Source organism: Hydrocarboniphaga daqingensis, from assembly GCF_900129825.1.
Taxonomy (GTDB): Bacteria; Pseudomonadota; Gammaproteobacteria; order Nevskiales; family Nevskiaceae; genus Hydrocarboniphaga; species Hydrocarboniphaga daqingensis.
The window spans coordinates 635,737-660,999 of record NZ_FQWZ01000001.1; the positions used below are offsets into that span (position 1 = coordinate 635,737).

Sequence of the window (25,263 nt, forward strand, 5' to 3'; positions counted from 1 at the left end):
GTCCAAGCCATACGTGGGGGGGGGTTCAACCGTGGTTCAGCGTTCCAGCAACAAGCCGGGCAAGCACGCCGGCATCGACAGCGACCGACTGCCGCTGCACATCAACAAAAAGCTGATTCAGTCCGGCATCGTTGCGATGCTCGGCGGGCTCGCAGTCGGCAGCAGCGCAACGGCATGGTCCGCTGATGAGGTCAGCATCGAGACCCTGCAGCGCGAAAACGAACGCCTGCGTCAGCAGATCGAGCAGTTGCGCCAAGCCGCCGGCAGCAGCACGAGCGATGCGCCGTCGACGACCGACGCGACTGCTGACACTGCTGCTACTGAATCGATCCAGAGCACGGCGTCAGTCGAGCCGGAACGCGACGAGCCGCCCGCCAAGCCGGGCGACATCGAAAACGTGATCGTCACCGCCAAGAAGTCGCTGCAGAAGGTGATCGATGTGCCGCAGTCGATTTCGCTGGTGACCGGCGACGACCTGCGCCGCGAAGACGCCGTCACGCTGGAAGCGATCACGCGTCGCTTGGGCAACGTCAAGTGGAACTACGGCAACAGCTCGACCAGCAACTATTCGATCCGTGGCCTAGGCAAGATCGCCAACGTCGACAACGGCGATCCCAGCGTCGGCTTGTACGTAGACGGCATCGCCTACGCGTTCAACCAGATGGCGTACTTCAACTTCGTCGACGTCGACACGGTCGAAGTAGCGCGCGGCCCGCAAGGCACCAGCTTCGGGCGCAATTCGTCGATCGGCGCGATCCGCGTCAACTACAAGCGTCCTTCGTTCACGCCGGGCAACGAGGTGATCGTCGGCATCAGCAAGTACGAAGGCCAGGACTGGGCGCGCGGCAACGGCAGCATCAAAGCCACCGGCATCAGCACCGGCGCCTTGGTGGACCAGCTGTTGGCGTACCGGACGACGCTGAACGTCGACAAGGGCGGCGGCTGGATTCTGAACAGCTACAACCCGGACAACCGCTACATCAGCTCGGACCGCGTTTCGGGCCGAATCCAGTTGCTGCTACAGCCCAGTTCGACGTTCAACTCAAGGCTCAGCCTCGACATCAATCCTCGCAACAGCGAGAACGTCAACATCGGTTCGACCAATTTCTTCTTCTCGCAGACGCCAGCCACGTTCGCCGACGGTAGCCCCAATACCAATCTAACCACCGAGCAGCGCCTGTCGCGGCCTTGGTTCACGCGCAACACCGACTATACGGTCGTCGGCGACTACTTCAGCCAGGAATTCATTGCCAGCGATACGCAGCAGGGCGTGGTGACCGGCAGCAACGGTGCCAACCTTGAGTTCAACTGGCTGCTGGCCGATCGCTACCAGGTCAGCGCGATCAGCCATGCGCGCGACTACTACTTCAACGCGTTCCGCGACGACGAAGGCACGGTATTCGACGTGCAGACCGCTGCTGGGCAGAACAAGTACTACAAGCAATACGGTCAGGAACTGCGGCTGGTGTCGCAGATCGACGGCGTAGTCGACTACCAGACCGGCCTGTTCTTCCAGGAGGCCATCAGCGATTCAGCCGGCAATTCGATCTTCGGCACCGATGGCGGCGCCTGGTTTGCCACCAACGCACAGTACGGTCGGCTCGATACCACCGGCCCCAACGGAGTGTCCGGACGCGCGCTGCTGAACGATTCGCTGGCCGACTTGTGGCGTAAAGCGCCGACACGCTCCGACAACACCTCGACGGCGCTCTACGCCAACGCGGACTGGCACATCACCGAGCCGCTGACGATCAACACCGGCATTCGCGCCGGACAGGAGAAGCGTGAATTGACGGCCAGCGCCTTTATCAAGGAGCAGGGCTTCGGTACGTTGCTCAACCCGGTCAGCCTCGGCGGCTTTGGTAACAACGCTCAAGGCGAACTGGCGGTGACCAACAGCGAGGCCCAACTGGCGATCGCCAATCAAGTTGCGCAGCGCTACTTCGGCCTGAATAGCTATGCCGAGCTCAGCGCCGCACAGAAGCGCCAAGTGGCCGATGCCAAGACGATCCGCAACGGTCGTATCGGCGCCAACTTCGGGCCATTCACTGCAGACGCGTACAAAGGCGACATCTACACCTATAACGTCGTTCCGCGTTACCAGATCACCGAGAACGTCAACGCTTATCTGTCGTTGTCGTACGGCGAGAAGTCCGGTCTGCCCGGCGTGCTGTCGACCACCGGCGTTCCGACGTCCTACGAGATTCGTCCAGAGAAGAACCGCGCATACGAAATCGGCAGCAAATCGACGCTGCTCGGCGGTGACTTGCTGTTCAACGTCGCGGTGTACTTGAACGATATCAAGGACTATCAGCAGAACGTGTTGCTCGTCGACGAGCTGGCCACCGAAGCCAACGGCCAGCTCACCTATGTGTCGGCAGCCGGCAACGTACCCAAGGTGCGTGCACAGGGTGTCGAGATCGACGGCGTCTACACCGGCTTTCGCAATCTGGAGATCCGCTATGCGGCGGCGTACAACGACGCTTACTACAAGAGCTTCCCGACGATTGCCAACCCGGTCGAGCGAGCCAACGAAGGGCCGTTCCGCGATGCATCGGGCGACACGCTGCCCGGCGTCTCAAAGTGGAGCGGCAATATCGGCCTGACCCACACACTGCCGCTGGCCAACGAAAAGCAGCTGCGCAGTTCCGTGACGACCAGCTACTCGACCAAGTTCAACTCGGACAACGCGCTGTCATCGTTCGGCGTGATCCCGGCACAGACGCTGACCGATGCGTCGCTGACCTTCGGCGACTCGGCGGGGCGCGCCGAAGTGTCGTTCTTCGTCAAGAACGTGTTTGACGACGACACCGTGCGCAACCGGACTTGGAACGCTTTCGCCCCCGGCTTCCCGCGCCAGTTCGGCCTGACCTTCTCCAGCCGCTTGTAAGCACAGCCGCCAGCAGCGCTGTGGTGGAAGCAACACGCCTGTGCCGATTCCACCACCGCACTGCTGGCCTGCCAGCAGTGCGGCTCACTCGCGCTGTAACTGGCGGCATTTTTATTCGCCTTAACAGCTACTTACACCCTTCATCCGAGCACCGCCCCGTGGTACGCCGCTTGCTCGCGCACGGTGTGGGCTCGCACCCGACATGACGGTTTCAGGAGAGATTCGATGACCCGCCGCACCCGCTTCGTCACGGCCCTAGGCCTTGCAAGCAGTCTTGGTCTGGCAACGGCCGTTGCCGCCGCCGACGACATGAAAGCGGCGGCCGGCGCCGCCGTCGCAGCCAAGCCGACGACACCGATCCCGCATGGCGTGTTTCAAAAGCCCGCCGATGACAAGCCGACCGCCAAGCTGCCGTCGAACTGGGCCTACCGTCCGCTCGAAGCACCCGCGTTGCCGGCCACACTCAAGCAGGCCAAGTGGGCGCGGACGCCGGTCGACAAGCTGGTGCTGGCCAAGCTCGACAAAAAGGGCTTGAAGCCGTCGGCCGATGCCGACCGCGCCACGCTGATCCGCCGTGTCTACCTGGACGTGACCGGCGTGATTCCGACGCCCGAGGATGTGGCCGCCTTCGTCAACGACACCTCGCCGCAAGCCTATGAAAAAGTCGTCGACAAGTTGCTGGCATCACCGCAGTACGGCGAACGTATCGGACGCCGCTGGCTCGATCTGGCTCGCTATGCCGATACACAGGGCTTTCAGGACGACGAGTCGCGCCCCGGCATGTGGCGTTACCGCGACTACGTGATCAAGTCGTTCAATGACGACAAGCCCTACGATCAGTTCATCCGCGAGCAGATCGCCGGCGACGAACTGTGGCCGGGCAAGCAGGAGGCCCTGATTGCCACCGGCTTCCTGCGTGGCTATCCCGATGCACCGGACCACCGCGACCTGCTCGAAAAGCGCTACAACGCGATCACCGACATGACCGACACCGTCGGGACGGCAATCCTCGGCCATCCGATCGAGTGCGCGCGCTGCCACGATCACAAGTTCGACAAGGTGTCGCAGAAGGAATACTTCCAGCTGCAGGCATTCTTCGCCAACACGCTGCCAAGCGACAACCTGCCGGTGATCGACAAGGGCGAACGCGAGCGCAAGTTCGAAGCCGACTACGCCGCTTGGGAAGCTGCCACTGTCGACATCCGCAGCCGCCTGAGCGCATTCGTCGAGCCTTATCGCGATGAGATCGTCAACTACGGGCATGAGCGCTTCTACGAAGACGGCCGCGTGTCGCTGAAGAAGCCGCGCAGCGAGTGGAAATCGCTGGACCGCTGGTTGAACTATCGCTTCGACCAGTACGTAACCCGCAACAACCCGAACTACGGTTTCGACGTCAGCTTCTTTGCCGCGGCCAACGGGTATTTCAACAACCGTCTGGAAGTGGCGGCCGCCGAGCCCAACTTCGACAAGGCCAAGCTGGCCGATATCAAGGCACGCAAGGAAGCCTTCGGCAAGCTATACGCGGAGTTCCGCAAGCAGCGCGACAAGCTGCCGCCGCAGGGCGCCACCATCGTCAGCGCCGTGTTTGAAAACGGCACCGACGCCGCGTCGCAGTTCATCTATGCCGGCGGCGACCATCACCGCCCCGTCGACGAAGTGCAGCCTGCGTTCCCGGCACTATTCACGCCGGGTAAGACGCAGCCCGCGATCACGCCGACAGATCATTCGTCGGGCCGTCGTAGTGCGCTGGCCAACTGGCTGGCGTCGGCCGACAACGCCGTCGTGCCGCGCGTGTTCGTCAACCGGCTGTGGGCGCATTACTTTGAGAACGGCATCGTGTCGACGGTCAGCGACTTCGGTCGCGCCGGACAAAAGCCGACGCATCCCGAACTGCTCGACTATCTGGCCAAGCGCTTCGTCGACAGCGGCTGGAGCACCAAGGCGATCACGCGCGAGATTCTGCTGTCGAGCGTATATCGCCAGTCATCGGCCGAGCGTCAGGACGTGGCCGCAGCCGACCCGTACAACAAGCTGCTCGCGCAGTTCCCGCGCAAGCGGCTCGATGCCGAGCAGGTTCGCGACTCGCTGCTGGCGGCAGCTGGCTTGCTGACGCCGAAGGACGGCGGTCCGGGCGCGTTTCCGCGCTTGCCGAAAGTGATCTATGAGGCGTCGGCGCGCAACGTGCCGGACTTCTGGCCGCAGACCGACAAGGCCGAAGACCGCTATTCGCGCAGCATCTACATGTACGTGCGGCGCAGCCTGCCCTACCCGATGATGGAAACCTTCAACGGCGCCTCGCCGCAAGCCGCGCATAGCCGTCGCGAAGTCACCACCACGCCGCAGCAGTCACTGACGCTGTTCAACAACGAAGAAGTGTTCGAATGGTCCAAGACGCTGGCCGGTCGCGTCTATCGCGACAGTGCATCGAATGAGGACGCAGCGCTGACGCGTCTGTACCGCGTGCTGTATTCGCGAGCGCCGGATGCGCAAGAACGCGCGCTGGCCAAGCAGTTCCTCTCGCACCACGAGCAGATCATTGCCCAGCAGATCACCAACGAAGGCGGCAAGTTCGCGGTCGCCATCCCGGTGGGCTTGAAGGAAGCACCGCAGGTCAGCCCGACACGCCTGGCAGCGTTCGTCGATTTGGCGCATGCGCTGGCCAACAGCAATGAATTCATCTACCGCTTCTAAGACGACGTCGTTCGTACCCAGGACTCAAACATGACTCACCACAAGATATCGCGTCGTGACTTCATCACCGCTGCCGGCAAGGGCGCGGCCTACACCGTCGGCGGCATGCTCGGCGTCGGCGGCGTGTTTGCCCCGATGCTTGCGCAGGCCGGCGAAGCGGTCGGCGGCGGCTTTCTTGATCCCAAGCCGACGCACTACCCGGGCAAAGCCAAATCGGTGATCTGGCTGCATATGAACGGTGCGCCGGCAGCCCAGGATCTTTTCGACTACAAGCCGGACCTGATCAAGCTCAACAATCAGGACGTGCCGCCGTCGTTTTTGGAGGGCGTGCAGGTCAATACCCAGGGCGGCGCAGGCAAGCTGATGGCGTCCAACCGCACCTGGAAACAGTACGGCCAGAGCGGCAAGTACCTATCCGACCTACTGCCCAACCTTGCCCAGCAAGTCGACGAGCTGGCGTTCATCCACAACATGGAAACCATCGGCGCCACGCACGACATCTCAACGATGCTGCTGAACTCCAGCGGCGCGGTTCCGGGACGTCCGACGCTGGGTGCGTGGATCACCTATGCGCTCGGCTCGGCCAATCCGAACCTGCCGCCTTACATCGTGCTGTCCAACGGCGGTCGCGGCCTGGCGGGCGGCTCGGTCAACTATTCGGCCGGCTTCCTGCCAGCGGTCTACCAGGGCGTTCCGATCCAGCTCGGCGATACGCCGATCCTGTATCTCGATCGGCCGGATCTTTTGTCATCGAGCCAGCAGCGCGATTCCCTAGACTTTCTGCGGCAGGTGAATCAGCGCCATGCCAATCGCTATCAGAACGACTCGGAACTCAAGGCGCGGCTGGAAGCCTACGAGCTTGCATACCGCATGCAAACCACGGTTCCCGACGTCGTCGATGTCAGCAAGGAGTCCGAAGCCACCCGTAACGCCTACGGCATCGGCACGGAGGAAACCAACGACTACGGCACTAACCTGCTGCGGGCGCGGCGCTTGGTAGAGAACGGTGTACGTTTCGTGCAGGTCGTCTCCGGCAAGGCCGGCAAGTACAACGACTGGGACGCGCATTCCGACCTCGAAGGCAATCACGCGGCGCAAGCCAAGATGGTCGATAAGCCAGTCGCCGCCTTGCTAAAGGACTTGAAGCAACGCGGCCTGCTCGACTCGACGCTGCTGGTGTGGGCCTCGGAGTTCGGCCGCACGTCCTACGGCCAATCGGGCACCGGCCGCGACCACAATCCCTGGGGCTATACGCAGTGGCTCGCCGGTGCCGGCGTCAAAGGCGGCTTCTCGATGGGCCAGACCGATGCCATCGGCCTGAAGACCGTCGGCAAGGCGGTTAGCACCTACGACTTCCAGGCAACGGTGCTGCATGCGATGGGCTTGAACCACTTGAAGACCACGTATCTGTACAACGGACGTTCGGAGCGGCCCACCGTGGTCTACGGCGAGATCGTCAAGGACGTGTTCGCGTAGCAGCATCGTCGTTGCGAAGGCAGCCTGCACTGCTGCCTTCGCAACAGTGATGGGCCCGGCGTGTTGGCTACACCACAGGCCGGTGATTCAGCGCAAGCGCAGAATCTCGGCGATCAAGGCGCGAAGTTCGTCGTCCGGTAAGTTGTCATCCGACTTCGCCGGCATCGGCATGTCGCCCCAGTTGCCTTCGCCGCCGTTGCGGATCTTTTCAAATAGTGCAGCGGCGATATCGGCTTGCACCTCGTTGCGATACCGCGCGGCGACGTCCTGCATCGCAGGGCCAACCAAGCGTGATTCGATCCGATGGCAGCCGATGCAGCCAGCCGCCTCCAGCATCGGCTCCAGCGTTGCGGCATCGGCGCGAGCGGTATTGATCGGCAACAGACTCACCACCAACGCGGCCACGCGCACGATACGACGACCTGATGCTGCATCCCGCGCTACTCGCTCCAGCAGTTCGACTATCGGCATTGCGTTGGGATCGTGTCGGACGAATCCGAGTCGACTGCAAGGACCGCACCACGGCGACTGCCAGATCGCCCTAATAAACATAGTAGCGATAGCTATTGGTCGCCCTCATTACCGGCCACTACAGTGGCGCGGCGCAAAGGCGGGACGCACGCGCTCGACTGGGGATGAAGGATGGGACTGATGGACCGAGCAGGACAACACTTGGGCGCCGCCGATAGTCGGATACTCGAGTTGCGTGGCGCCAGCGCGGAGCCGACGACGATACGAGCCAAGGCGCTGGTGTTTGCCGACCCTTTGTCTCAGCAACTGCTGCATTATCTGGAACAAGTCTCGCCAAGCGAAGCACCCGTGCTGATCATTGGCGAAACCGGAACCGGGAAAGAGCTGATCGCTCGTCACATTCACCACCTCAGCCGGCGCCGCGGCCCATTTGTCGCCGTCAACTGCGGTGCAATCAGCGAGCAACTCGCCGACAGTGAATTGTTTGGCCACGAACAGGGCGCATACACCGGCGCGAATACGCGTCGCGAAGGCTGGTTCGAAGCAGCCAACGGCGGCACCTTGTTTCTGGATGAGATCGGCGATCTGCCGCTGTCGCTGCAGGTCAAGCTGCTGCGAGTGTTGCAGGAATGCGAAGTGACCCGACTCGGCTCGCGTCGCGCGATACCGATCGATATACGGCTGGTGGCTGCCACCAATGTCGACCTCAACGATGCCGTCGCGGCGCAACGCTTCCGGCTCGATCTGTTCTATCGATTGAACATCGCGCAGTTACGCGTGCCACCGCTGCGTGAGCGGATCAGCGACATCATGCCGCTAGCGCAACACTTTCTGGGCGTCTATGCACAGAAGCTCAATACAACTCGACCCAGCTTCAGTGCAGCGGCAATCACGGCGCTCGAAGCCTACGCTTGGCCTGGCAACATACGAGAGCTCGAAAACGTCATCCACTTCGCATTGCTGGTCTGCAGCGATCTCGAAGTACGTCCCGAGCATCTGAAGCTCAACAGCATCAGTCACCCATCCAACGGCAGCGCCACGGCGACGGCGGCACCTCCGCGTGAGCGGATCAGCAGTGCGGTTCAGGAGCTGCTGTCGTTGAACACACCCGATCTGTACAACACGCTCGAACATCAGATCGTCGACGAGGCGTTTCGATACAGCGGCTACAACCAGGTGCGCGCTGCCGCCGTCCTCGGTATTTCGCGCAACGTACTGCGCACGCTGCTGAAAAAGTACGGCTATCTGAGCGAGCGCCAAACCGAGATCACCAACAGCTGAAATCCAAAACCGACTTCAGGCGCGATGCTCGGCGACCAGCTGATCGCGGCCTCGCCGCTTGGCTTCGTACAACAACTCGTCGGCACGATGCAGTACAGCGGTCGAGTCGGCCATCGCACCGGCTTTGCCGCAAATCAGCCCTGCACTCGCGGTCACTTGCAGAGGTTCGCTATTGATCTCCAGCAGCACGCGCAGTTGCCGGATTTCATCGAGCAAGCGCAGCGCTTCTTCGTTGACCGCATCAGCGCTGGCGTCGTACCACAGCAGCAGTATCTCCTCGCCGCCGTAGCGGATCCGCAGATCGCCCGGCCGCCGCGCGAAGCGGTCGACGATCAGCCGACCCACTGCCTCCAGTACGCGGTCGCCGGCCAGATGACCATAGCGGTCGTTGATCCGCTTGAAGAAGTCCAGGTCCAGCAACATGACGCCGACCGGCTTGTCGTCACGCAATGCCTGCTGGAACTGCTTTTGGTAGCGCTGGTTGAACTCGGCGCGCGTCCCCAGCCCGGTCAGCGGGTCGACCGTCGAGGTCAGCTGCGCATGTCGTCGGTTGACCCAGGCGACGCGTGCGTTGCGGTCCACCATGAACGCGGCCAGCAAATAAGTCGTGGCCGACAAGCCGACGCCGAACAGCCGCAAACCGATCAACGGGCTCGAGTCCAAGGTCAGCGTGATGGCGGCACACGTGCCGAACCAGATCAAGCAACTGACCATAATCCATCGGTTGAAAAAGCCGGTGAAGATAATGATCGACCCGAATATCGTCGATGCCACGCCGGGCGAATACAGGATCGCACCGCGGTCGCCAAGATAAACCAACACTTCGATGCCGATGCAAAGGGCCACGGACGCCGTCGTTTGCAACCAGCGTGACAACCGGCAATCAGGGTTGACGTAAATCATCATCGCGACCGCCGCCAACATTAATCCCGATATCACCAGCGGCCATTCAAATGCCGTGACATCGTGGGTGGCGTCAAAAAATATCGAGTGTCCGTAATACGGAGCGCCACCAAAAAACAGTGCCAGCAGCGAAAACAGCAGGATGCGGGGGCGCCGGTACAGCCGCGCCTGTTCGCGCTGATAGGCCGCCTCCAGCGGGTCGGGCATCGGCCCGCGATATCGGCCAGAGTCGCGAATCCGTGCCAGATACCGGATCTCAGCCAGGGCGCCGTCGCCGGCGGCGTCTTGCTGGTGCCGTCGGACCGACGTCCATGGCAGGCGCGGCGGCCGCTGTCGCTTGCTGCTGACCACGTTGGGGTCCGTTGTCGCTGTCATGCACGCAGACTAAGATCACGTGCGCCGCGGGGTCTTTACCGAATCACTACCTTTTTCCTACGGCGCAACGAGTGGCCTGCGTAGGAACGGCACGGCATCGATACCTCGAGGAGACGCGCAGGAACGGACCTCCGGCGTCACCGATGCATTCCATGGCAACCGCCGCCCCGCCCGACCCCGCACGCATCGCTCGCTGGCGCTTCGGCAACTGCGTCCTCGATGCGCTGAGCCTGACCTTGACCGTTGACGGCACGCCGGTCGAGATTGAACCCAAGCCCCTGAGCTTGCTGCTGTTCTTGCTGCGTCATCCCGCCGAGGTACTGACCAAGGACGAACTGCAGGCCGAGGTCTGGCCGGGCCGTGTGCTCAGCGACTCGGTGCTGACCAAGACGATGGCCGTGTTGCGCCAAGCGCTCGGCACCCAGGGGCCCGGCATGATCAAAACGGTCCACGGGCTTGGCTACCGGCTCGACGCGGCGGTCACCGTCGAGACACTGATCGACGAGGCGCCGGCAACTCCGACGCTGGCGCCCGGTTACTCACCGCCGCTGCGTCCGCATTGGCAGCTGGTCCGTCCACTGGGGCATGGCGGCTTCGGCGAAGCCTGGCTCGCACGGCATCAAAAGACCGGCGACGAGCGTGTGTTCAAGTTCGCCGTCGATGCCGATGGCCTGGGCGGGCTCAAGCGCGAGATCACGCTGTATCGCGTCATGACCCATGTTCACGGCGACCACCCCGGCCTGATCCAGATTCTCGATTGGAACCTGGAACAGCTGCCATTCTTCATCGAAGCCGATCACGTCGCCGGCGGGTCGCTGCTGGACTGGTCACGCTCCATGGGCGGCCTTGAATTGATCGACCCAGCGATCAAAATCGATCTGGCGATCCAGATCGCCGATACGCTGGCCGCCGCGCACTTGGCCGGCGTATTACATAAAGATCTGAAGCCGGCGAATATCCTGGTCGATAATCGGGACCCGGCACGGCTGCAAATCAAATTGGGCGATTTCGGCAGCGGCCGGATTATCGAAGCCGATGCTGCCCGCCAGCTGAATATCACGCGGCTCGGATTTACCCAGACCGTGGCCGATAACAGCAACAGCGGCACGCCACTTTATCTGGCGCCTGAATTGCTCGCGGGGCAGCAGCCGACCGTCCAGTCGGACATCTACGCACTTGGCGTGATCATCTACCAGTTGCAGGTTAGTGATTTTCAGCGCCCGCTGGCGCCCGGCTGGGAACTGGAGATCACCGACCCGGTGCTGGCCGACGATATCGCCGCCAGTGCGGCGCTGCGCACCGAAAACCGGCTGAGCAGTGCCGCCGACCTGGCGCGGCGACTGCGGACGCTGGACGCCCGGCGCCGCCAGCGTGCCGAACAACAGCAGCAGACCCAGCGGGAACAGCAGCGTCGCGAAGCCGAGCGGCGCTGGCAGCTACGCCGCAAATGGCTGACCGCGCTGACCATCGTCCTGACCTTGGGCTTGGGTGCGAGCCTGTGGTTTGCCACGCAAGCGCGATACGCCGCGAAACGCGCCGACGAGCAGGCGCGCCAAGCGGCGGCGACCAGCAAGTTCCTGACGGATATCCTGGACTCGAATAACGTCGCCACGCTGGGCGACCGCGCGCCCGGCTCGCTGACCGCGAGAGAAATCGCCGAGCTGATGTTGACCCGCGCCGACGCGGAGTTCGCCGACCAGCCCAAAGTGCTGCTCGACATCGTCGACCGCGGCTACCTGCTGCACTACAGCTGGGCCGAATACGCTAAAGCGATGGCCTTGCTCGAACGGATGGTACGGCTCAACGAACAAATCTACGGCGCGACCAGCGCCGAACACGTCCGCGCACTGATCGACCTGGCCAGAATGCGGCTGGTCTACCGCGAATTCGAACACGGCGGCAGTTACGACACGGCGACACCGTTGAAACGTGCCGCCGAGCTGATCGACCAGATGGGCGCTCGCGGCAGCGCTCTGGAATCGCAGTGGCTGCGTGTATCGGGGCGCGACGCACTGCCACCGATCGGCCGCGCCGACCGCAGCTTGGATGCCTTCACCCGGGCCACCGAACTGGATCGCAAGATCGAAACACCCACCGTGATCGCGCGCTGGAATCGCTTCAACCTGTGCGTTGCACTGGCGACTACGGACCAGCTCGATGAAGCGCGTCGCTGTCACAGCGACAACATCGCACAAGAGCGCCAGCGACCCGGCCAGAGCTTCGGCGGGGACTCGGGCGAAATGCGCAACGACGTAATGATCGGCGTATCGCTGCAACAACGTGCCGTCGTCGAATATCGAAGCGGCGACGCCGACGCTGCCGAGGCCAGCGCAACCGAAGCCGAAGCCGTGCTGCGCGCAATCGATGGCGGCGAATCGCCTTACTACATCGACGCCGTGCTGATCCGTGCCAATACCCGAGCCGCACGCGGCGATATTGCCGCAGCGCTGCAACTGATCGATCAGGCCAGTCAGCGACTGCGCGTACTCAAGCAGCGCCGACCCGACGCGCGCCCCGAAATGCTGCGCCTGACCCGCGCGCGGCTGATGCTGGCGCAAGGCGATGCAGCGGGTGCCGAAGCCATACTGGTCACGCTGCGCAATACGCACGTGCTGGGGCAGCCACCGCTACCGCTGACCGATGGCGACTTCGCACTGAGCCACGGCGTGGCGCTCGAACGTCTCGGCCGTTTACAGGCTGCGGAACAAGCCTACGACGAGGCCGTGGCCGCATTCGCGGCGCTCGGCCATCCCGAGGCCGAATCGGCGCTGGAAGCGCGCGTACAGCGAGCCGAGTTTCAATTGCGGCACGGCGCCGATGCTCAAGCTGCGATTGATGATCTTCGCGACGTGGTGGCCATCGCCAGTCGACAGGCGGCCAAGCCGGTACTGGCGCGTGCGCAACTCGATCTTGCCGAGCACGCCAGTGTCGCCGGCGCGCATACCGTCGCCTTGCAGTTGATCGAACAAGCGCAAAAGACACTCGACCTCAGCCGGTCGCTGGGATCTGCAGCATTGAAATCGGAGCTGTCGCAACGACGCTTGGCGATCATCGATGCAGCCGCAGCGACGACGACACGCTGATCGATCAGTCGATCTTTACGCATCCCTTACGCGGCGCTGCTCCCGTCGCAATAGAGCCTTTACGCGGCGACTCTTGATACTACCGGCCTGCCAATGACGGACAGGCCCCATGAGCCTCGACTACCTGCTGGGAAGCCTCATCGCGCTGCTGCTGATGGCGTATCTGCTCTACGCATTGGTCCGAGCGGAGCGCTTCTAGGCCATGCGACCCGATCTGACGCAACTGTGTGTCTACGTAGCGGGACTGATGCTGCTGTGTCCGCTGCTCGGCATTTATCTGTCTCGAGTTCTCGATCCGAAGGCCGGACCCACACCCCGACTCGAGCGATGGCTCTACCGCTGCTGCGGCATCGACGAGCAGCGGGAGCAGCATTGGTCGGAATATCTGCAGTCGCTGCTGACACTCAACGTCGGTGGCGTGCTGTTGCTGATGTCAATGCTGATGCTGCAGGGATGGCTGCCTCTGAACCCGGCCAACACACCGGGCATGTCCTGGCACCTCGCCTTGAACACCGCGGTGAGCTTTGTCACCAACACCAACTGGCAGTCTTATGCCGGCGAGAGCTCGGTATCCGCTCTGTGCCAGATGCTGGGGCTGACGCTGCAAAACTTCCTGTCGCCGGCCACCGGTATCGCCGTACTGCTCGCGATGATCCGCGGTTTCACTCGCGTCAATACCGACCGGATCGGCAACTACTGGGTCGATATGACACGCTCGGTCATCTGGGTGCTGTTACCGATCAGCTGCTTCACCGCTCTGCTGCTGGTGTGGCAGGGCGTGCCGCAGACCTTCGATGCCCGGATCGTGGCGACCACGCTGGAAGGATCGCAACAGACGATACCGCTGGGTGCCATCGCATCCCAAGAAGCGATCAAGATGATCGGCACCAATGGCGGCGGCTACTTCAATGCCAACTCGGCGCACCCGTACGAGAATCCGACGCCACTGAGCAACATGATCGAGATGTTGTCGATCCTGCTGCTGCCCGGCGCGCTGGTGATGATGTTCGGCCGCATGCTCGACCAGCCTCGACAGGCACGAGCGCTGTTCGTCGCCATGTTGATTCCGCTGCTGCTGGGAGTGGCGATCTGCACATGGGCGGAACAGCAAGGCAATCCGTTCTTGATCGCCGCGGGCGCTGATCCCGCCGGCGGCAACATGGAAGGAAAGGAAGTCCGCTTCGGCATCAGTGGGTCGTCACTGTTTGCGGTCATCACGACGGCCGCCAGTTGCGGCGCCGTCAATGCGATGCACGACAGCTTCACGGCATTGGGCGGTTTGGTGCCGATGGTGATGATCCAGTTGGGAGAAGTGATCTTCGGCGGCGTTGGGTCAGGCTTGTACGTCATGCTGATATTCGCCGTGCTGACCGTTTTCATCGCCGGTCTGATGGTTGGCCGCACGCCGGAATACCTGGGGAAGAAGATCGAAGCTCGCGAGATCAAGCTGGTCGTGTTCGCAGCGCTGCTACCCATGCCGCTAGGAACGCTGATCGTCGGCGCCACTGCCATCGCCTTTGAAGCAGGACGGGTCGGCATCCTCAATCCAGGCCCGCATGGTTTGTCGGAGCTGCTGTACGCCTATACATCGGCGACCGGCAACAACGGATCAGCGTTCGCTGGCCTGAGCGCGAACACACCGTTCCACAACGTGCTGCTGACGATCGCCATCACCATCGGACGCTACCTCCCGATCGCCGCCGTGCTGGCGATTGCCGGCAGCTTGGCAAACAAGAAGAGGCTGCCGGTATCGGCGGGTACGTTCCCGACCGATCGAGGTCTGTTCGTCGCGCTGTTGATCGGCGTGATTCTGATCGTCGGTGCGCTGACCTACTTCCCGGTGCTGGCACTCGGCCCGGTCGCCGAGCAGCTATCCGCGACGGCCGGCCGGCAGTTCTAGTCAACAACGAGCAAGTGAGCCCTGATCATGAGCCGACCGCAGGAATCCGCCCCATCATCGACCGCCTCGATGGTCCGCTCGGCCTTGGCCGACAGCCTTGTCAAACTCGACCCACGCCAACTGGCGCGTAATCCGGTCATGTTCACCACCGCCGTGATCGCGGCCGTGTCGACCATCACTGGCGTGACCACCGACGCCGGCGCCATCGGGCTGAATCTGCAGATCGCATTGTGGCTGTGGATCACCGTGCTGTTTGCCAACTTCGCCGAAGCGATTGCGGAAGGCCGCGGCAGAGCAAGGGCCGACGCATTAAGGGCTGTCCAAGGCGAAACCCGTGCACACCGCCTGGCATCGCTCGACGACCCGACGAGCCACGACGTCCCCAGCCGCGGCCTGAGGTGCGGCGATCTGGTGCGGGTTGACCGCGGCGAACTGATCCCTGGCGACGGCGAAGTCGTTCAGGGCATCGCATCGGTCGACGAATCCGCGATCACCGGAGAATCGGCGCCGGTGATCCGCGAGAGCGGATCGGATCGTTCTGCGGTGACGGGCGGAACACGCGTCGTATCGGATTCGATCATCGTACGGATCACTGCAGACCCCGGCGACAGCTTCGTCGACCGGATGATCGCATTGGTCGAAGGCGCGCAGCGTCAGAAGACGCCCAACGAGATCGCGCTGACGGTACTGCTGATCGGCCTGTCGCTGATCTTCCTGCTCGTCGTTGCCACGCTGCCGGCCTGGGCGGCATATGCCGATATCCGGCTATCGGTACCGCTGCTGGCGGCGCTGCTGGTGACCTTGATTCCCACCACCATCGGCGGGCTGCTATCGGCCATCGGCATCGCCGGCATGGACCGTTTGGTGGCGCACAACGTCATCGCGCGATCCGGTCGCGCGGTCGAGGCCGCCGGCGACGTCGACATGCTGTTGATCGACAAGACCGGCACGATCACCTTCGGCAACCGACGCGCTACCGAGTTGTTGCCTCTGTCGGGTGTCTCGCAACAACAGCTTGCCGATGCAGCGCGGCTGGCGTCGTTGACCGATCCGACGCCCGAAGGCAAGTCCATCGTCGAACTGACCACCCAGCGCAAAACATCATCGTCGAGCCTTGAACAGGGTCGCGAGCCGGTAGCGCAGTCCATCGACTTTTCCGCCTCCACTCGAATCAGTGGAGTCGATCTGCATGACGGACGCCGGATCCGCAAAGGAGCGGTCAGTGCGGTGCTGCACGACTGTGACCAGACCGCGTCCGAAGAGCTGACGCGTCTCACCGAAAAAGTTTCTCGTGCTGGCGGGACACCGCTGGCCGTAGCGCTGAACCACCGGATACTCGGCATCGTCGCATTGACCGACGTGGTCAAGCCCAACATCAAAGCGAGGTTCGATGAGCTGCGGCGCATGGGCATCCGAACCGTGATGATCACCGGCGACAACCCGCTGACGGCCGCCGCCATCGCCGCAGAAGCCGGCGTTGATGACTATCTCGCCGAAGCTTCGCCGGAGAACAAGCTGGAGCTGATCCGCAAGGCTCAAGCCGAAGGTCATCTGGTGGCGATGTGTGGCGACGGCAGTAACGATGCACCCGCTCTGGCGCAAGCCGATGTCGGGGTTGCGATGAACTCGGGAACGCCCGCCGCTCGAGAAGCAGCGAACTTGGTCGATCTGGATAGCGATCCAACCAAACTGATCGACATCGTGATGGTCGGCAAGCAGATGCTGATCTCGCGGGGTGCGCTGACCACGTTCTCGATCGCCAACGATGTCGCCAAGTACTTCGCGATCGTCCCGGCGCTGTTCGTCGGCACCTACCCGGCGCTGCAGGCATTGAACATCATGCAGCTGGAATCGCCTGGCAGCGCGATCCTGTCAGCGGTGATCTTCAATGCATTGATCATCGTGGCCTTGATTCCGCTGGCACTGCGAGGTGTCGCCTACACGCCGGCCGGGGCTTCGCAGCTGCTCGCCCGCAATCTTTCGATCTACGGTCTCGGGGGTCTCATCGCCCCATTCATCGGCATCAAGCTGATTGATCTGACGATCAACGCACTCGGCTTGATCTGACCACAACGGGTCAACAGGAGCTGTTTATGACGATGCCAGGCCTGATTCGATCGACGACTTGCTACCTGGGACTGATGACGGTGCTGACTGGGCTGGTCTATCCGCTCGCAGTCACCGCCGTTGCACAGTCGGCATTCCCGCGCCAAGCCAACGGAAGTCCCGTTGTGCTTGATGGCGCGGTCATCGGCTCCGAACTGATCGGGCAATCGTTCACCGGCCCAGGCTACTTTCATCCGCGTCCCTCTGCTGCGGGAGCCGACGGCTACGACGCGATGGCATCGGGCGGCTCTAACTTGGGCGTGACGAGCCAGAGCGCGAATCAGACGATCACAACCCGGCTGCAGGCGGTCCGTATACCGAGCACGCGGGTGCCGATTGACTTGGTCACGGCATCCGGCAGCGGTCTGGACCCTCACCTTTCGCCTGAGGCGGCCTTGTACCAGGCGGGCCGGGTCGCGGCGGCTCGGCAGCTTCGACGTGAACGCGTGGAGCAACTCGTTCGCGATCACGTCGAAGGCCCGACCGCGGGCCTGCTAGGAGCGCCACGAGTCAACGTACTGAGGCTCAACCTGGCGCTCGATGCCCAAACCGCAGACTGAGAGCGGCGAGCGACGCGGCGTATGATCGACACTCGATGAACGCCATCAACGATCGCCCGAGTCCGGAGGCGCTGCTGCAGGATGCGCAACGCGCAGCGCGCGGCCGCCTCAAAGTGTTCCTCGGCGCCTCGCCCGGTGTTGGCAAGACTTACGACATGCTGCGAGCGGCACGGGCCGCGAAGATGCGCGGCGTCGACGTCGTGGTGGCATGGGTGGAGACCCATGGCCGTGCCGAGACGGAAGCGCAGCTCGAAGGCCTGGAGAAGCTGCCCAGCCGCGAGATGAAGTATCGCGGGCAGACGTTTGCAGAGCTCGATCTGGACGCGCTGATCGCACGGCGGCCCGCGCTGGCATTGATCGACGAGCTGGCGCACACCAATGTCCCCGGCAGTCGCCACATCAAGCGCTGGCAGGATGTCGAGGACGTACTGGCGGCCGGCATCGATGTGCTGACGACCCTCAACGTACAGCACCTGGAAAGCCTCAACGATGTGATCGAGCGGATCACCGGCGTACGGGTTCGCGAAACGCTACCCGATACCGTGCTGGAGCGTGCTGACGAGATCGAACTGATCGACCTACCGCCGGACGAACTGATACAGCGCCTGGATGCAGGCAAGATCTACCGTGACGAACAGGCGCGCCGCGCTCGCGAGCGCTACTTTCAGCCCGGCAATCTGACGGCGCTGCGCGAGTTGGCGATGCGCGCCGCGGCCGACCGCGTTGATCAGCAGATGCTGGAACACATGCGTCGTCACCGCGTTGCCGGCCCCTGGCCGACCCGCGACCGGCTGTTGGTCTGCGTTGGCAGCCGGGGTAACGGACGCAGCTTGATACGGGCGACGGCGAGGCTCGCCGATACGCGCGGCGTTGAATGGATCGCCGTTCACGTCATCGATGCTCAAGCCCATGCCTTATCCGATACCGACAAGGACCGCATCTCCGACACGCTGCGCTTGGCCGAGTCGCTGGGCGGCGACGCGGTGACGATCCCCGGTCAGGACATTGCGCGCGAGGTGCTGGCTTATGCGCGCACACGTAACGTCACCCAGATCGTCGTGGGTCAGCAGCGTGCCAGGCGCTACCCGTGGCGACCGCGGCTGTTGACCCGCCTGCTGCGAGAATCGCATCAGTTCGAAGTCACGGTGATTCCTGATGCGGTCGGCGAGCCTGCCCCGCAGCCCGTCCGACCGTGGTCCGGCTGGTCGATGGGAACGAGGCGAGATTACGCGCTGGCGATCGGTTTGCCGTTGGCGGCAACGGCCATCGGTGCCGTGTTTGACGCGCTGCTCCGCCTCGACCATTTCGCTGTTCTGTATCTGCTGGCGGTGCTGATCTGCGCAGTACGGGCAGGACCGCGTCCAGCGATCGCTGCCAGTTTCATCGCCGCCGGCTGCTTCAACTTTTTCTTTACCGACCCCCGCTACTCACTGAGCGTCACCCGGCACCAGGATTTGATCACCTTGCTGGTGTTTCTGGTCGTCGCCATCGTGATGGGGCGGCTGGGCGGCCAACTGCGCAGCCAGATGAATGCGCTACGCAAAACCGCTCGACGCAATGCCAACCTCAATGAGTTTGCGCGTCGCGTCGCCGGAGCGTTGTCACGCGACGAGGTCGCGACGGCAACGGTCCAGCATGTGCGCGTGACGCTGGAAGCACCCTGCGTGGCGGTGCTGAGCGAGCCAAATGAGCAACTCTCGCCGGTTCACCGTTGTGCCATAGGACCGGACTACCAGTTTCGGGAATCCGATCGCGCTGCAGCGGCCTGGAGCTGGCAACACCGGCAGCCCGCCGGCTACTCAACGCAGACACTGCCGACATCGGAATGGCTGTTCGTCCCGATGGTCACGACGCAGCGTGTCGTCGGCCTGCTCGGCCTGCACCTGCGCGAGCGCGGTCGCCCGCTGTCGGCCGGGCAACGTCGATTGCTCGACGCCGTATCCGATCAAGCCGCGGTTGCGCTCGAGCGTGTCGTGCTCAGCGCCAGGATCGAAGATCAGCGCGTCGAGCACCAGAGCGATGCGCTGCGCTCGGCCCTGCTGTCATCGGTATCGCATGACCTTCGCACGCCGCTGTCGTCGATCCTGGGCGCCGCCACCAGTCTGCAGACCCAGCACGATCGCCTGTCGGACGATGGCCGGGCCGAACTGGTCGACATGATTGTCGAAGAAGCCGAGCGCTTGAACCGCTTCGTGCAGAACCTGCTCGATATGACCCGGCTTGGACACGGTCGGCTCGAGTTGCGTCGCCATTGGTGCGACCTTCGCGAGCTGCTGGGGCGCGCGCAGCGTCGTCTGCAGCGATCACTGCTAGGCCGAACCGTCAGCATCGACGTCTCGGCCGACATGCCGATGGCCTTCGTCGACCCGATGCTGATCGAACAGGTGCTCGTCAATTTGCTGGACAACGCCTGCAAGTATTCGCCGTCGGGCTCCGCGGTCGACATCGCGCTCGCAGTACACGACGATGTACTGCAACTACAGATCAGGGATCGCGGGTCCGGCATACCGGCCACAGACCGCGAACGGATTTTCGATATGTTTTTCCGGGTACGCTCACAGGATCATGCAGCACCCGGTACGGGGCTTGGCCTTGCGATCTGCCGTGGCATCCTGCGCGCCCACGGAGGCGACATCGAAGCACAGGCGCCGTTGCAAGGATCCGGCAGCGTCTTTCTGATGTCGCTGCCCAAGGCTCACCGCGCCGCACCCACGATCTGTGACCCGCGTGACTGAAGGGGTCAGCGTGCTGGTCGTTGACGACGAACCCCAAATTCGTCGTTTCCTGCGCGTCAGCCTCAGCGCCGAAGGTATGCAGATGAGCGAAGCCGGCAGCCTTGCACAAGCGCGCCTCGTGCTGGATCGGCAACCTCAAGACCTGCTGATCCTCGATCTCGGCCTTCCCGACGGCGATGGTCTGACGCTGATCAACGAGGTACGGCGCGACGGCAGCGACCTGCCGATCATCGTGTTGTCGGTACGCGACGACGAAGCAGTGAAGGTGTCAGCGCTCGACGCCGGCGCCAACGACTATCTTTGCAAGCCGTTCGGCGTGGGTGAATTGCTGGCCAGAATCCGGGCTGCGCTGCGCCACCGGATACTCGCAGCAGGGAGCCGGCCGGTGGTCGAAGTCGGTGATCTTCGGATCGATCTGAACTTGCGACAAGTCTGGGTCGGCGATGCCGAGATCAAGCTGTCGCGCAAGGAATACGCGATCCTCGAGCTGCTGGCTCGCCACAACGGACAAGTGCTGACGCAGCCCCAGATCCTGCGCGCCGTCTGGGGTCGCGGTCATGACGACGACACCCAGTATCTGCGCGTCTACATCGGCCAGCTTCGACAGAAACTTGGCGATGACGCGGCATCACCCCGTTACTTGCTGACCGAGCCGGGCGTTGGGTACCGGCTCAAGCGACGCTAGCCAAGCGCAGGCCGTTACCGGTCGCGCTCCTCTCCTTCCACCATAGACACGATGAGAATCGGCATCGACCTCGGCGGTACCAAGATCGAAGGCATCGTCATGGCAGACGATTCGGCGGTGCTGGCGCGGCGGCGCATCGCCACGCCGCAAGGCGACTATGCCGCGACGCTGGCCTGCATCGCAGGCCTAGTCGCCGATCTGGAGCGCGATGTCGGCCGTGCAGCGTTGCCGGTCGGCATCGGACATCCCGGCGCGCTGACGCCGGCGACCGGGCGGCTCAAGAACTCGAATTCGGTTTGCTTGAATGACCGGCCGTTGCAGCACGACCTCGAGCACGCGCTGCAACGCGCCCTGCGGCTGGCCAACGACGCCAACTGCCTGGCGCTGTCGGAGTCCGTCGACGGCGCGGCCGCACAAGCCGGCACCGTGTTTGCCGTGATTCTCGGCACCGGGGTCGGCGGCGGACTGGTCGTCGACGGCAAGCTGCTTGGCGGCGCCAACGGCATCGGCGGTGAATGGGGCCACAACGGCCTGCCGCGGCCGCGCGCGGACTGGAACGAATCACCGGGCCCGGCCTGCTGGTGCGGGCGCGAAGGCTGCATCGAAGCTTGGCTGTCCGGGCCGGCACTCGCGGCCGACCATCGGCGTGTCACCGGGCAGAGCCGCAGCCCGGAGCAGATCGTCAACGATGCCGCGCATGGCGATGCGGCAGCCGAGGCGACGCTGCAGCGCTACGAAGACCGCCTGGCACGAGCGCTGGCCGGCGTCATCAACATCGTCGACCCCGACGTCATCGTGCTCGGCGGCGGCCTGTCGAAGCTCGACCGGCTGTATCGCAGCGTGCCGGCACTGTGGGGCCGCGCGATCTTCAGCGACGAGGTCACCACGCGGCTGCTACCGGCCCAGCATGGCGATTCCAGCGGCGTGCGCGGCGCGGCGCGACTGTGGCCGCCGGGCTGAACCCCATCTGAACCCCGGCGCCCGCGCCGCAGCGGCTTGGTTACACTGCCGGCCTCCCCTGCACCACCGGCCTGCGTTCTCATGGCACGTCCGCTGAAATACTTCCTGATCGCCGTCACGCTGTTGATCGTGCTGGTCGTCGGCGCGCTCACCGCTGCGGTGATGACCTTCGATCCGAACGACTACCGCGCGCAGATCGCCGACAGTGTTCACCAGAAAACCGGTCGCGACCTGGCCATCGGCGACATCGGCCTGAGTGTGTTTCCTTGGTTGAAGCTCGACCTGAAGCAGGTACGCCTCAGCAATGCGGCGGGCTTTGGCGACGCGCCATTTGCCCAGATCGCGCAGGCCAGCGTCGGGGTGGAACTGCTGCCGTTGCTGCGCGAGCGCAAGCTGGTCGTCGACGGCCTGCAACTCGACGGCTTGGTGCTGAACCTGGCCAAGGCCGCCGACGGCAAGACCAATTGGGACGATCTGGCGGCGCTGGCCAACGACGAGCCTGCAGCCGAACCGAACACGCCGGACGCACCATCCAACTTCAAGCTCGATGACATCGACATCGGCGGCATTGAGATTCGTGATGCGGCGGTGACCTACGCCGATGCCGTGTCAGGACAGCGTTACCAGATCCGCGACTTCGATCTAAAGACCGGGGCATTGAAGCCGGGCAAGCCGTTCGATATCGAAGCAGCCGTGGCGGCCACGCTCGACGCCCAAAAGCTCGACACGCAACTGCAGCTGTCCGCCCATGTCGATCCCGATCTCGACACGCAAGACATCAAGCTCAGTGATCTGAAGCTGCAACTCGACGCCAGCGACCCGCAGCAGCAGATCAGCATCACGATGGTTGGCGCGGTGGCCGGCAACGTCGCCACGCAGCAGTTCGGCAGCGACGATCTGTCGATCAAGCTTCAGCGCAAGCACGCGCAACTGAGCGCCGACGCCGACGTCGGCGGCAAGCTCAAGGCCGACCTGAAAGCCAAGCGCTTCGAGATCGCCGGACTGACACTCGACGGCAGTGCCAGCGGCTCATCGCTGCCGGGCGGCAAGCAGAGCTTGTCGTTGAGCGGCGACGTCAGCATCGACCAAACCAGCGGCAGTGGTGAATTGCGTGACCTGGTGATCAAAGCCAGCGGCCTGGAAGCGCGGACGACGCTGGCGCTGCGCGGCTTGGCCAGCGGCGGCACGCCGACGTTTAGCGGGCCACTGAGCATCGCCAGCTTCAACGCGCGCGAGTTACTCGCGCGCTTTTCATCGACGCCGCTGCAAACCGCAGACGATAAGGCGCTGACAGCTGTCAGCCTGCAGACGAAGCTCGACGGCAGCGCCAAGCGCATCAAGCTCGACGAGGTGCTGCTCAAGCTCGACCAGACCACGATGACCGGCACGATCGACGTGCGCGACATCGCGACGTTGGCGCTGGGCTTTGCACTGAAGGCCGACACCCTCGACGCCGATCGCTACCTGCCGCCGCCGGTCACCGAGCCGAAAGCCAAGCCGGGCAGCCGCGACAGCGCCGCGCTCAACGCAACGCCGATTCCGGTGGATGCGCTAACGGCGCTAAACGTCGACGGCAAACTCGACGTGGCGCGGCTGACGCTGAAAAACCTGAAGCTGAGTGACGTGCACATCGCGCTGGCGGGCCCCAAAGGCGCGACCAAAACGCTGGTACTGAACAGCCGCTTGTACGGCGGCCAGCTCAGCAGCACCACGCGGATCACGCCCGGCGCACGGCCCGGCTACACGTTCAAGACCGAGCTGCAGAACTTGGCGTTGGGGCCGTTCCTGAAAGACTTGGCCAACCATCAGAAACTCGACGGCATCGGCACGATCGCACTGGACCTGACATCGAGCGGCAAGACGGTCGGTGATGCGCGCCGCGCGCTCAACGGCAGCGTGTCGCTGAACTTCAAGAACGGCGCCGTCAAAGGCTTCAACCTCGGCGAGATGCTGCGGCGCGGCCAAGCGCTGCTGCGCGGCACCGCGTACACGCCGAGCAGCGAACCCGCGCAGACCGACTTCGCTTCGATCGACTTTGCCGGCCAGATCGTCAACGGTGTGCTGCGATCGGATTCGCTTGACGCGCGCAACCCGCTGCTGCGCGTCGCTGGCGCCGGGCAAATCGATTTGGTCAACGAAACCTTCGACTACGTCGCCAAGCCGACGATCGTCGAAAGCAGCAAGGGCCAAGGCGGGCGCGGCCTTGAAGACTTGGGCGGCATCACGGTGCCGGTGCATCTGACCGGTACGTTCGCCGCGCCCAAGTACAAGATCGAGATCGCCGACGCAGTGCGCGCGCGTGCCAAGGCTCAAGTCAAAGAGCAGCTGGAATTGCGTCGCGACGAAATCCGCGAGCGGATCAACGAGCGCCTCGGGCCAGGCCTGGACGCGCTGTTCGGTATTCGCAAGAAGCCGCAACCGGCACCGACGCCCGCAGCGCCGGCCACCGAGACGCCGGCTGCGCCCGCAGCGCCCGCAGCGCCCGCCGAGACGCCGAAGGACGAGAGTGCGCCCACCACGCCGTAGTCTGAAGCGGGGTCGCGGTGCAGCAGCGCTGGCGATGGGGCTGCTGGCCTTGTCGGGCACGCCGGCACACGCGGTGATCGTCGATGACCTGCAGGTGTCGCAGCAGGGCGCACGCTACCGCGTGACGATGCAGGTGCAGCTCGACGTGGACGCCGACGCGGCCTATGCGGTGTTTGCTGACCTGGCCAACCTGCCGCGGATCAACCCGGCGGTGACGATGGCGCGTGCGCTGCCAGAAAGTACGCTGCCCGAGGTGAGGCGCGTGCAGACGCAAGTGCGGCTGTGTGTTTCGTTCTTCTGCCGCACGCTAAACCAGGTGCAGGACATGCGCTATCAGGGACTTCCGCCCGGCGGCCGCGTCGGCGCCGAGGTGCTGGCCGATCGCAGCGATCTGCGTTTTGGTCGCGCGGACTGGCAGCTATACGCCTGCGGTGACGACCCGCAGCGCCACAGCTGCCTGCGTTTCGACGCCGAGCTGGAACCGCGATTCTGGGTGCCGCCTTTGATCGGACCCTGGGTCATCGAACGCAAGCTGCGCCAGGAAGCGATACAAACCTCGCAAGGCATTGAACGCCTCGCTCAATTGCCGCGCACCGCCGCGACCGTCACGCCATAAGCCAG

Annotated in this window: 16 protein-coding genes; 14 read left to right on the forward strand and 2 right to left on the reverse strand. The window is 63.6% G+C overall.

The window, feature by feature from the left end:
• Positions 1-31 precede the first annotated feature (31 nt).
• The 3 genes from BUB09_RS02880 to BUB09_RS02890 all read left to right on the forward strand — a co-directional run bounded on the left by BUB09_RS02880 (position 32) and on the right by BUB09_RS02890 (position 7,057).
• A complete protein-coding gene (locus BUB09_RS02880) occupies positions 32-2,890 on the forward strand; it encodes a TonB-dependent receptor (RefSeq protein WP_072893804.1) in 2,859 nt (952 codons plus the stop codon).
• Between the two features lie 225 nt (positions 2,891-3,115).
• The gene (locus BUB09_RS02885; protein ID WP_072893807.1) at positions 3,116-5,581 is read left to right on the forward strand and encodes a DUF1549 and DUF1553 domain-containing protein; all 2,466 of its coding nucleotides are present in this window, start codon (positions 3,116-3,118) and stop codon (positions 5,579-5,581) included.
• A gap of 30 nt (positions 5,582-5,611) precedes the next feature.
• Complete coding sequence (locus BUB09_RS02890) at positions 5,612-7,057, forward strand: DUF1501 domain-containing protein (RefSeq protein WP_084083109.1); 1,446 nt, start codon at positions 5,612-5,614, stop codon at positions 7,055-7,057.
• An 87-nt stretch (positions 7,058-7,144) separates the two neighbouring features.
• Here BUB09_RS02890 and BUB09_RS02895 read toward each other — a convergent pair whose 3' ends face one another.
• Positions 7,145-7,528, reverse strand: a complete 384-nt coding sequence (locus BUB09_RS02895) for a c-type cytochrome (RefSeq protein WP_139250076.1) — start codon at positions 7,526-7,528, stop codon at positions 7,145-7,147.
• A 180-nt stretch (positions 7,529-7,708) separates the two neighbouring features.
• On the opposite strand from BUB09_RS02895, the gene BUB09_RS02900 reads away from it, so the two are divergent.
• Positions 7,709-8,809, forward strand: a complete 1,101-nt coding sequence (locus tag BUB09_RS02900; RefSeq protein WP_072894086.1) for a sigma-54 interaction domain-containing protein — start codon at positions 7,709-7,711, stop codon at positions 8,807-8,809.
• A 15-nt stretch (positions 8,810-8,824) separates the two neighbouring features.
• On the opposite strand, the gene BUB09_RS02905 is transcribed toward BUB09_RS02900, so the two are convergent.
• The gene (locus BUB09_RS02905) at positions 8,825-9,919 is read right to left on the reverse strand and encodes a GGDEF domain-containing protein (RefSeq protein ID WP_175550089.1); all 1,095 of its coding nucleotides are present in this window, start codon (positions 9,917-9,919) and stop codon (positions 8,825-8,827) included.
• A gap of 320 nt (positions 9,920-10,239) precedes the next feature.
• Here BUB09_RS02905 and BUB09_RS02910 point away from each other — a divergent pair, with 320 nt between their 5' ends.
• The 10 genes from BUB09_RS02910 to BUB09_RS02955 all read left to right on the forward strand — a co-directional run bounded on the left by BUB09_RS02910 (position 10,240) and on the right by BUB09_RS02955 (position 25,258).
• Positions 10,240-13,170 (forward strand): protein kinase domain-containing protein, encoded by a 2,931-nt coding sequence (locus BUB09_RS02910; RefSeq protein ID WP_072893813.1) that lies wholly within the window; start codon positions 10,240-10,242, stop codon positions 13,168-13,170.
• Between the two features lie 109 nt (positions 13,171-13,279).
• Positions 13,280-13,369 carry a K(+)-transporting ATPase subunit F gene (gene kdpF, locus BUB09_RS02915; RefSeq protein ID WP_072893817.1) on the forward strand — a complete coding sequence of 30 codons (90 nt, stop codon included), beginning with the start codon at positions 13,280-13,282 and terminating at the stop codon, positions 13,367-13,369.
• 3 nt (positions 13,370-13,372) lie between these two features.
• The gene (gene kdpA, locus BUB09_RS02920; protein WP_072893821.1) at positions 13,373-15,070 is read left to right on the forward strand and encodes a potassium-transporting ATPase subunit KdpA; all 1,698 of its coding nucleotides are present in this window, start codon (positions 13,373-13,375) and stop codon (positions 15,068-15,070) included.
• A gap of 27 nt (positions 15,071-15,097) precedes the next feature.
• Positions 15,098-17,137 (forward strand): potassium-transporting ATPase subunit KdpB, encoded by a 2,040-nt coding sequence (gene kdpB / locus BUB09_RS02925; protein ID WP_072893824.1) that lies wholly within the window; start codon positions 15,098-15,100, stop codon positions 17,135-17,137.
• Between the two features lie 32 nt (positions 17,138-17,169).
• Entirely contained in the window at positions 17,170-17,736 is a 567-nt protein-coding gene (gene kdpC, locus BUB09_RS02930; protein ID WP_072894088.1) for a potassium-transporting ATPase subunit KdpC, read from the forward strand.
• Between the two features lie 35 nt (positions 17,737-17,771).
• Positions 17,772-20,471, forward strand: a complete 2,700-nt coding sequence (locus tag BUB09_RS02935) for a DUF4118 domain-containing protein (protein ID WP_072893827.1) — start codon at positions 17,772-17,774, stop codon at positions 20,469-20,471.
• Entirely contained in the window at positions 20,464-21,156 is a 693-nt protein-coding gene (locus tag BUB09_RS02940) for a response regulator (protein WP_072894089.1), read from the forward strand. Before BUB09_RS02935 ends, BUB09_RS02940 begins: the two co-directional genes overlap by 8 nt.
• A 51-nt stretch (positions 21,157-21,207) precedes the next feature.
• A complete protein-coding gene (locus tag BUB09_RS02945) occupies positions 21,208-22,116 on the forward strand; it encodes an ROK family protein (RefSeq protein ID WP_072893830.1) in 909 nt (302 codons plus the stop codon).
• Between the two features lie 81 nt (positions 22,117-22,197).
• Positions 22,198-24,642: an AsmA family protein gene (locus BUB09_RS02950; RefSeq protein ID WP_072893832.1), complete on the forward strand. Its 2,445-nt coding sequence runs from the start codon at positions 22,198-22,200 to the stop codon at positions 24,640-24,642.
• Complete coding sequence (locus tag BUB09_RS02955) at positions 24,623-25,258, forward strand: SRPBCC family protein (RefSeq protein ID WP_139250077.1); 636 nt, start codon at positions 24,623-24,625, stop codon at positions 25,256-25,258. Before BUB09_RS02950 ends, BUB09_RS02955 begins: the two co-directional genes overlap by 20 nt.
• The last annotated feature ends 5 nt before the right edge of the window (positions 25,259-25,263 follow it).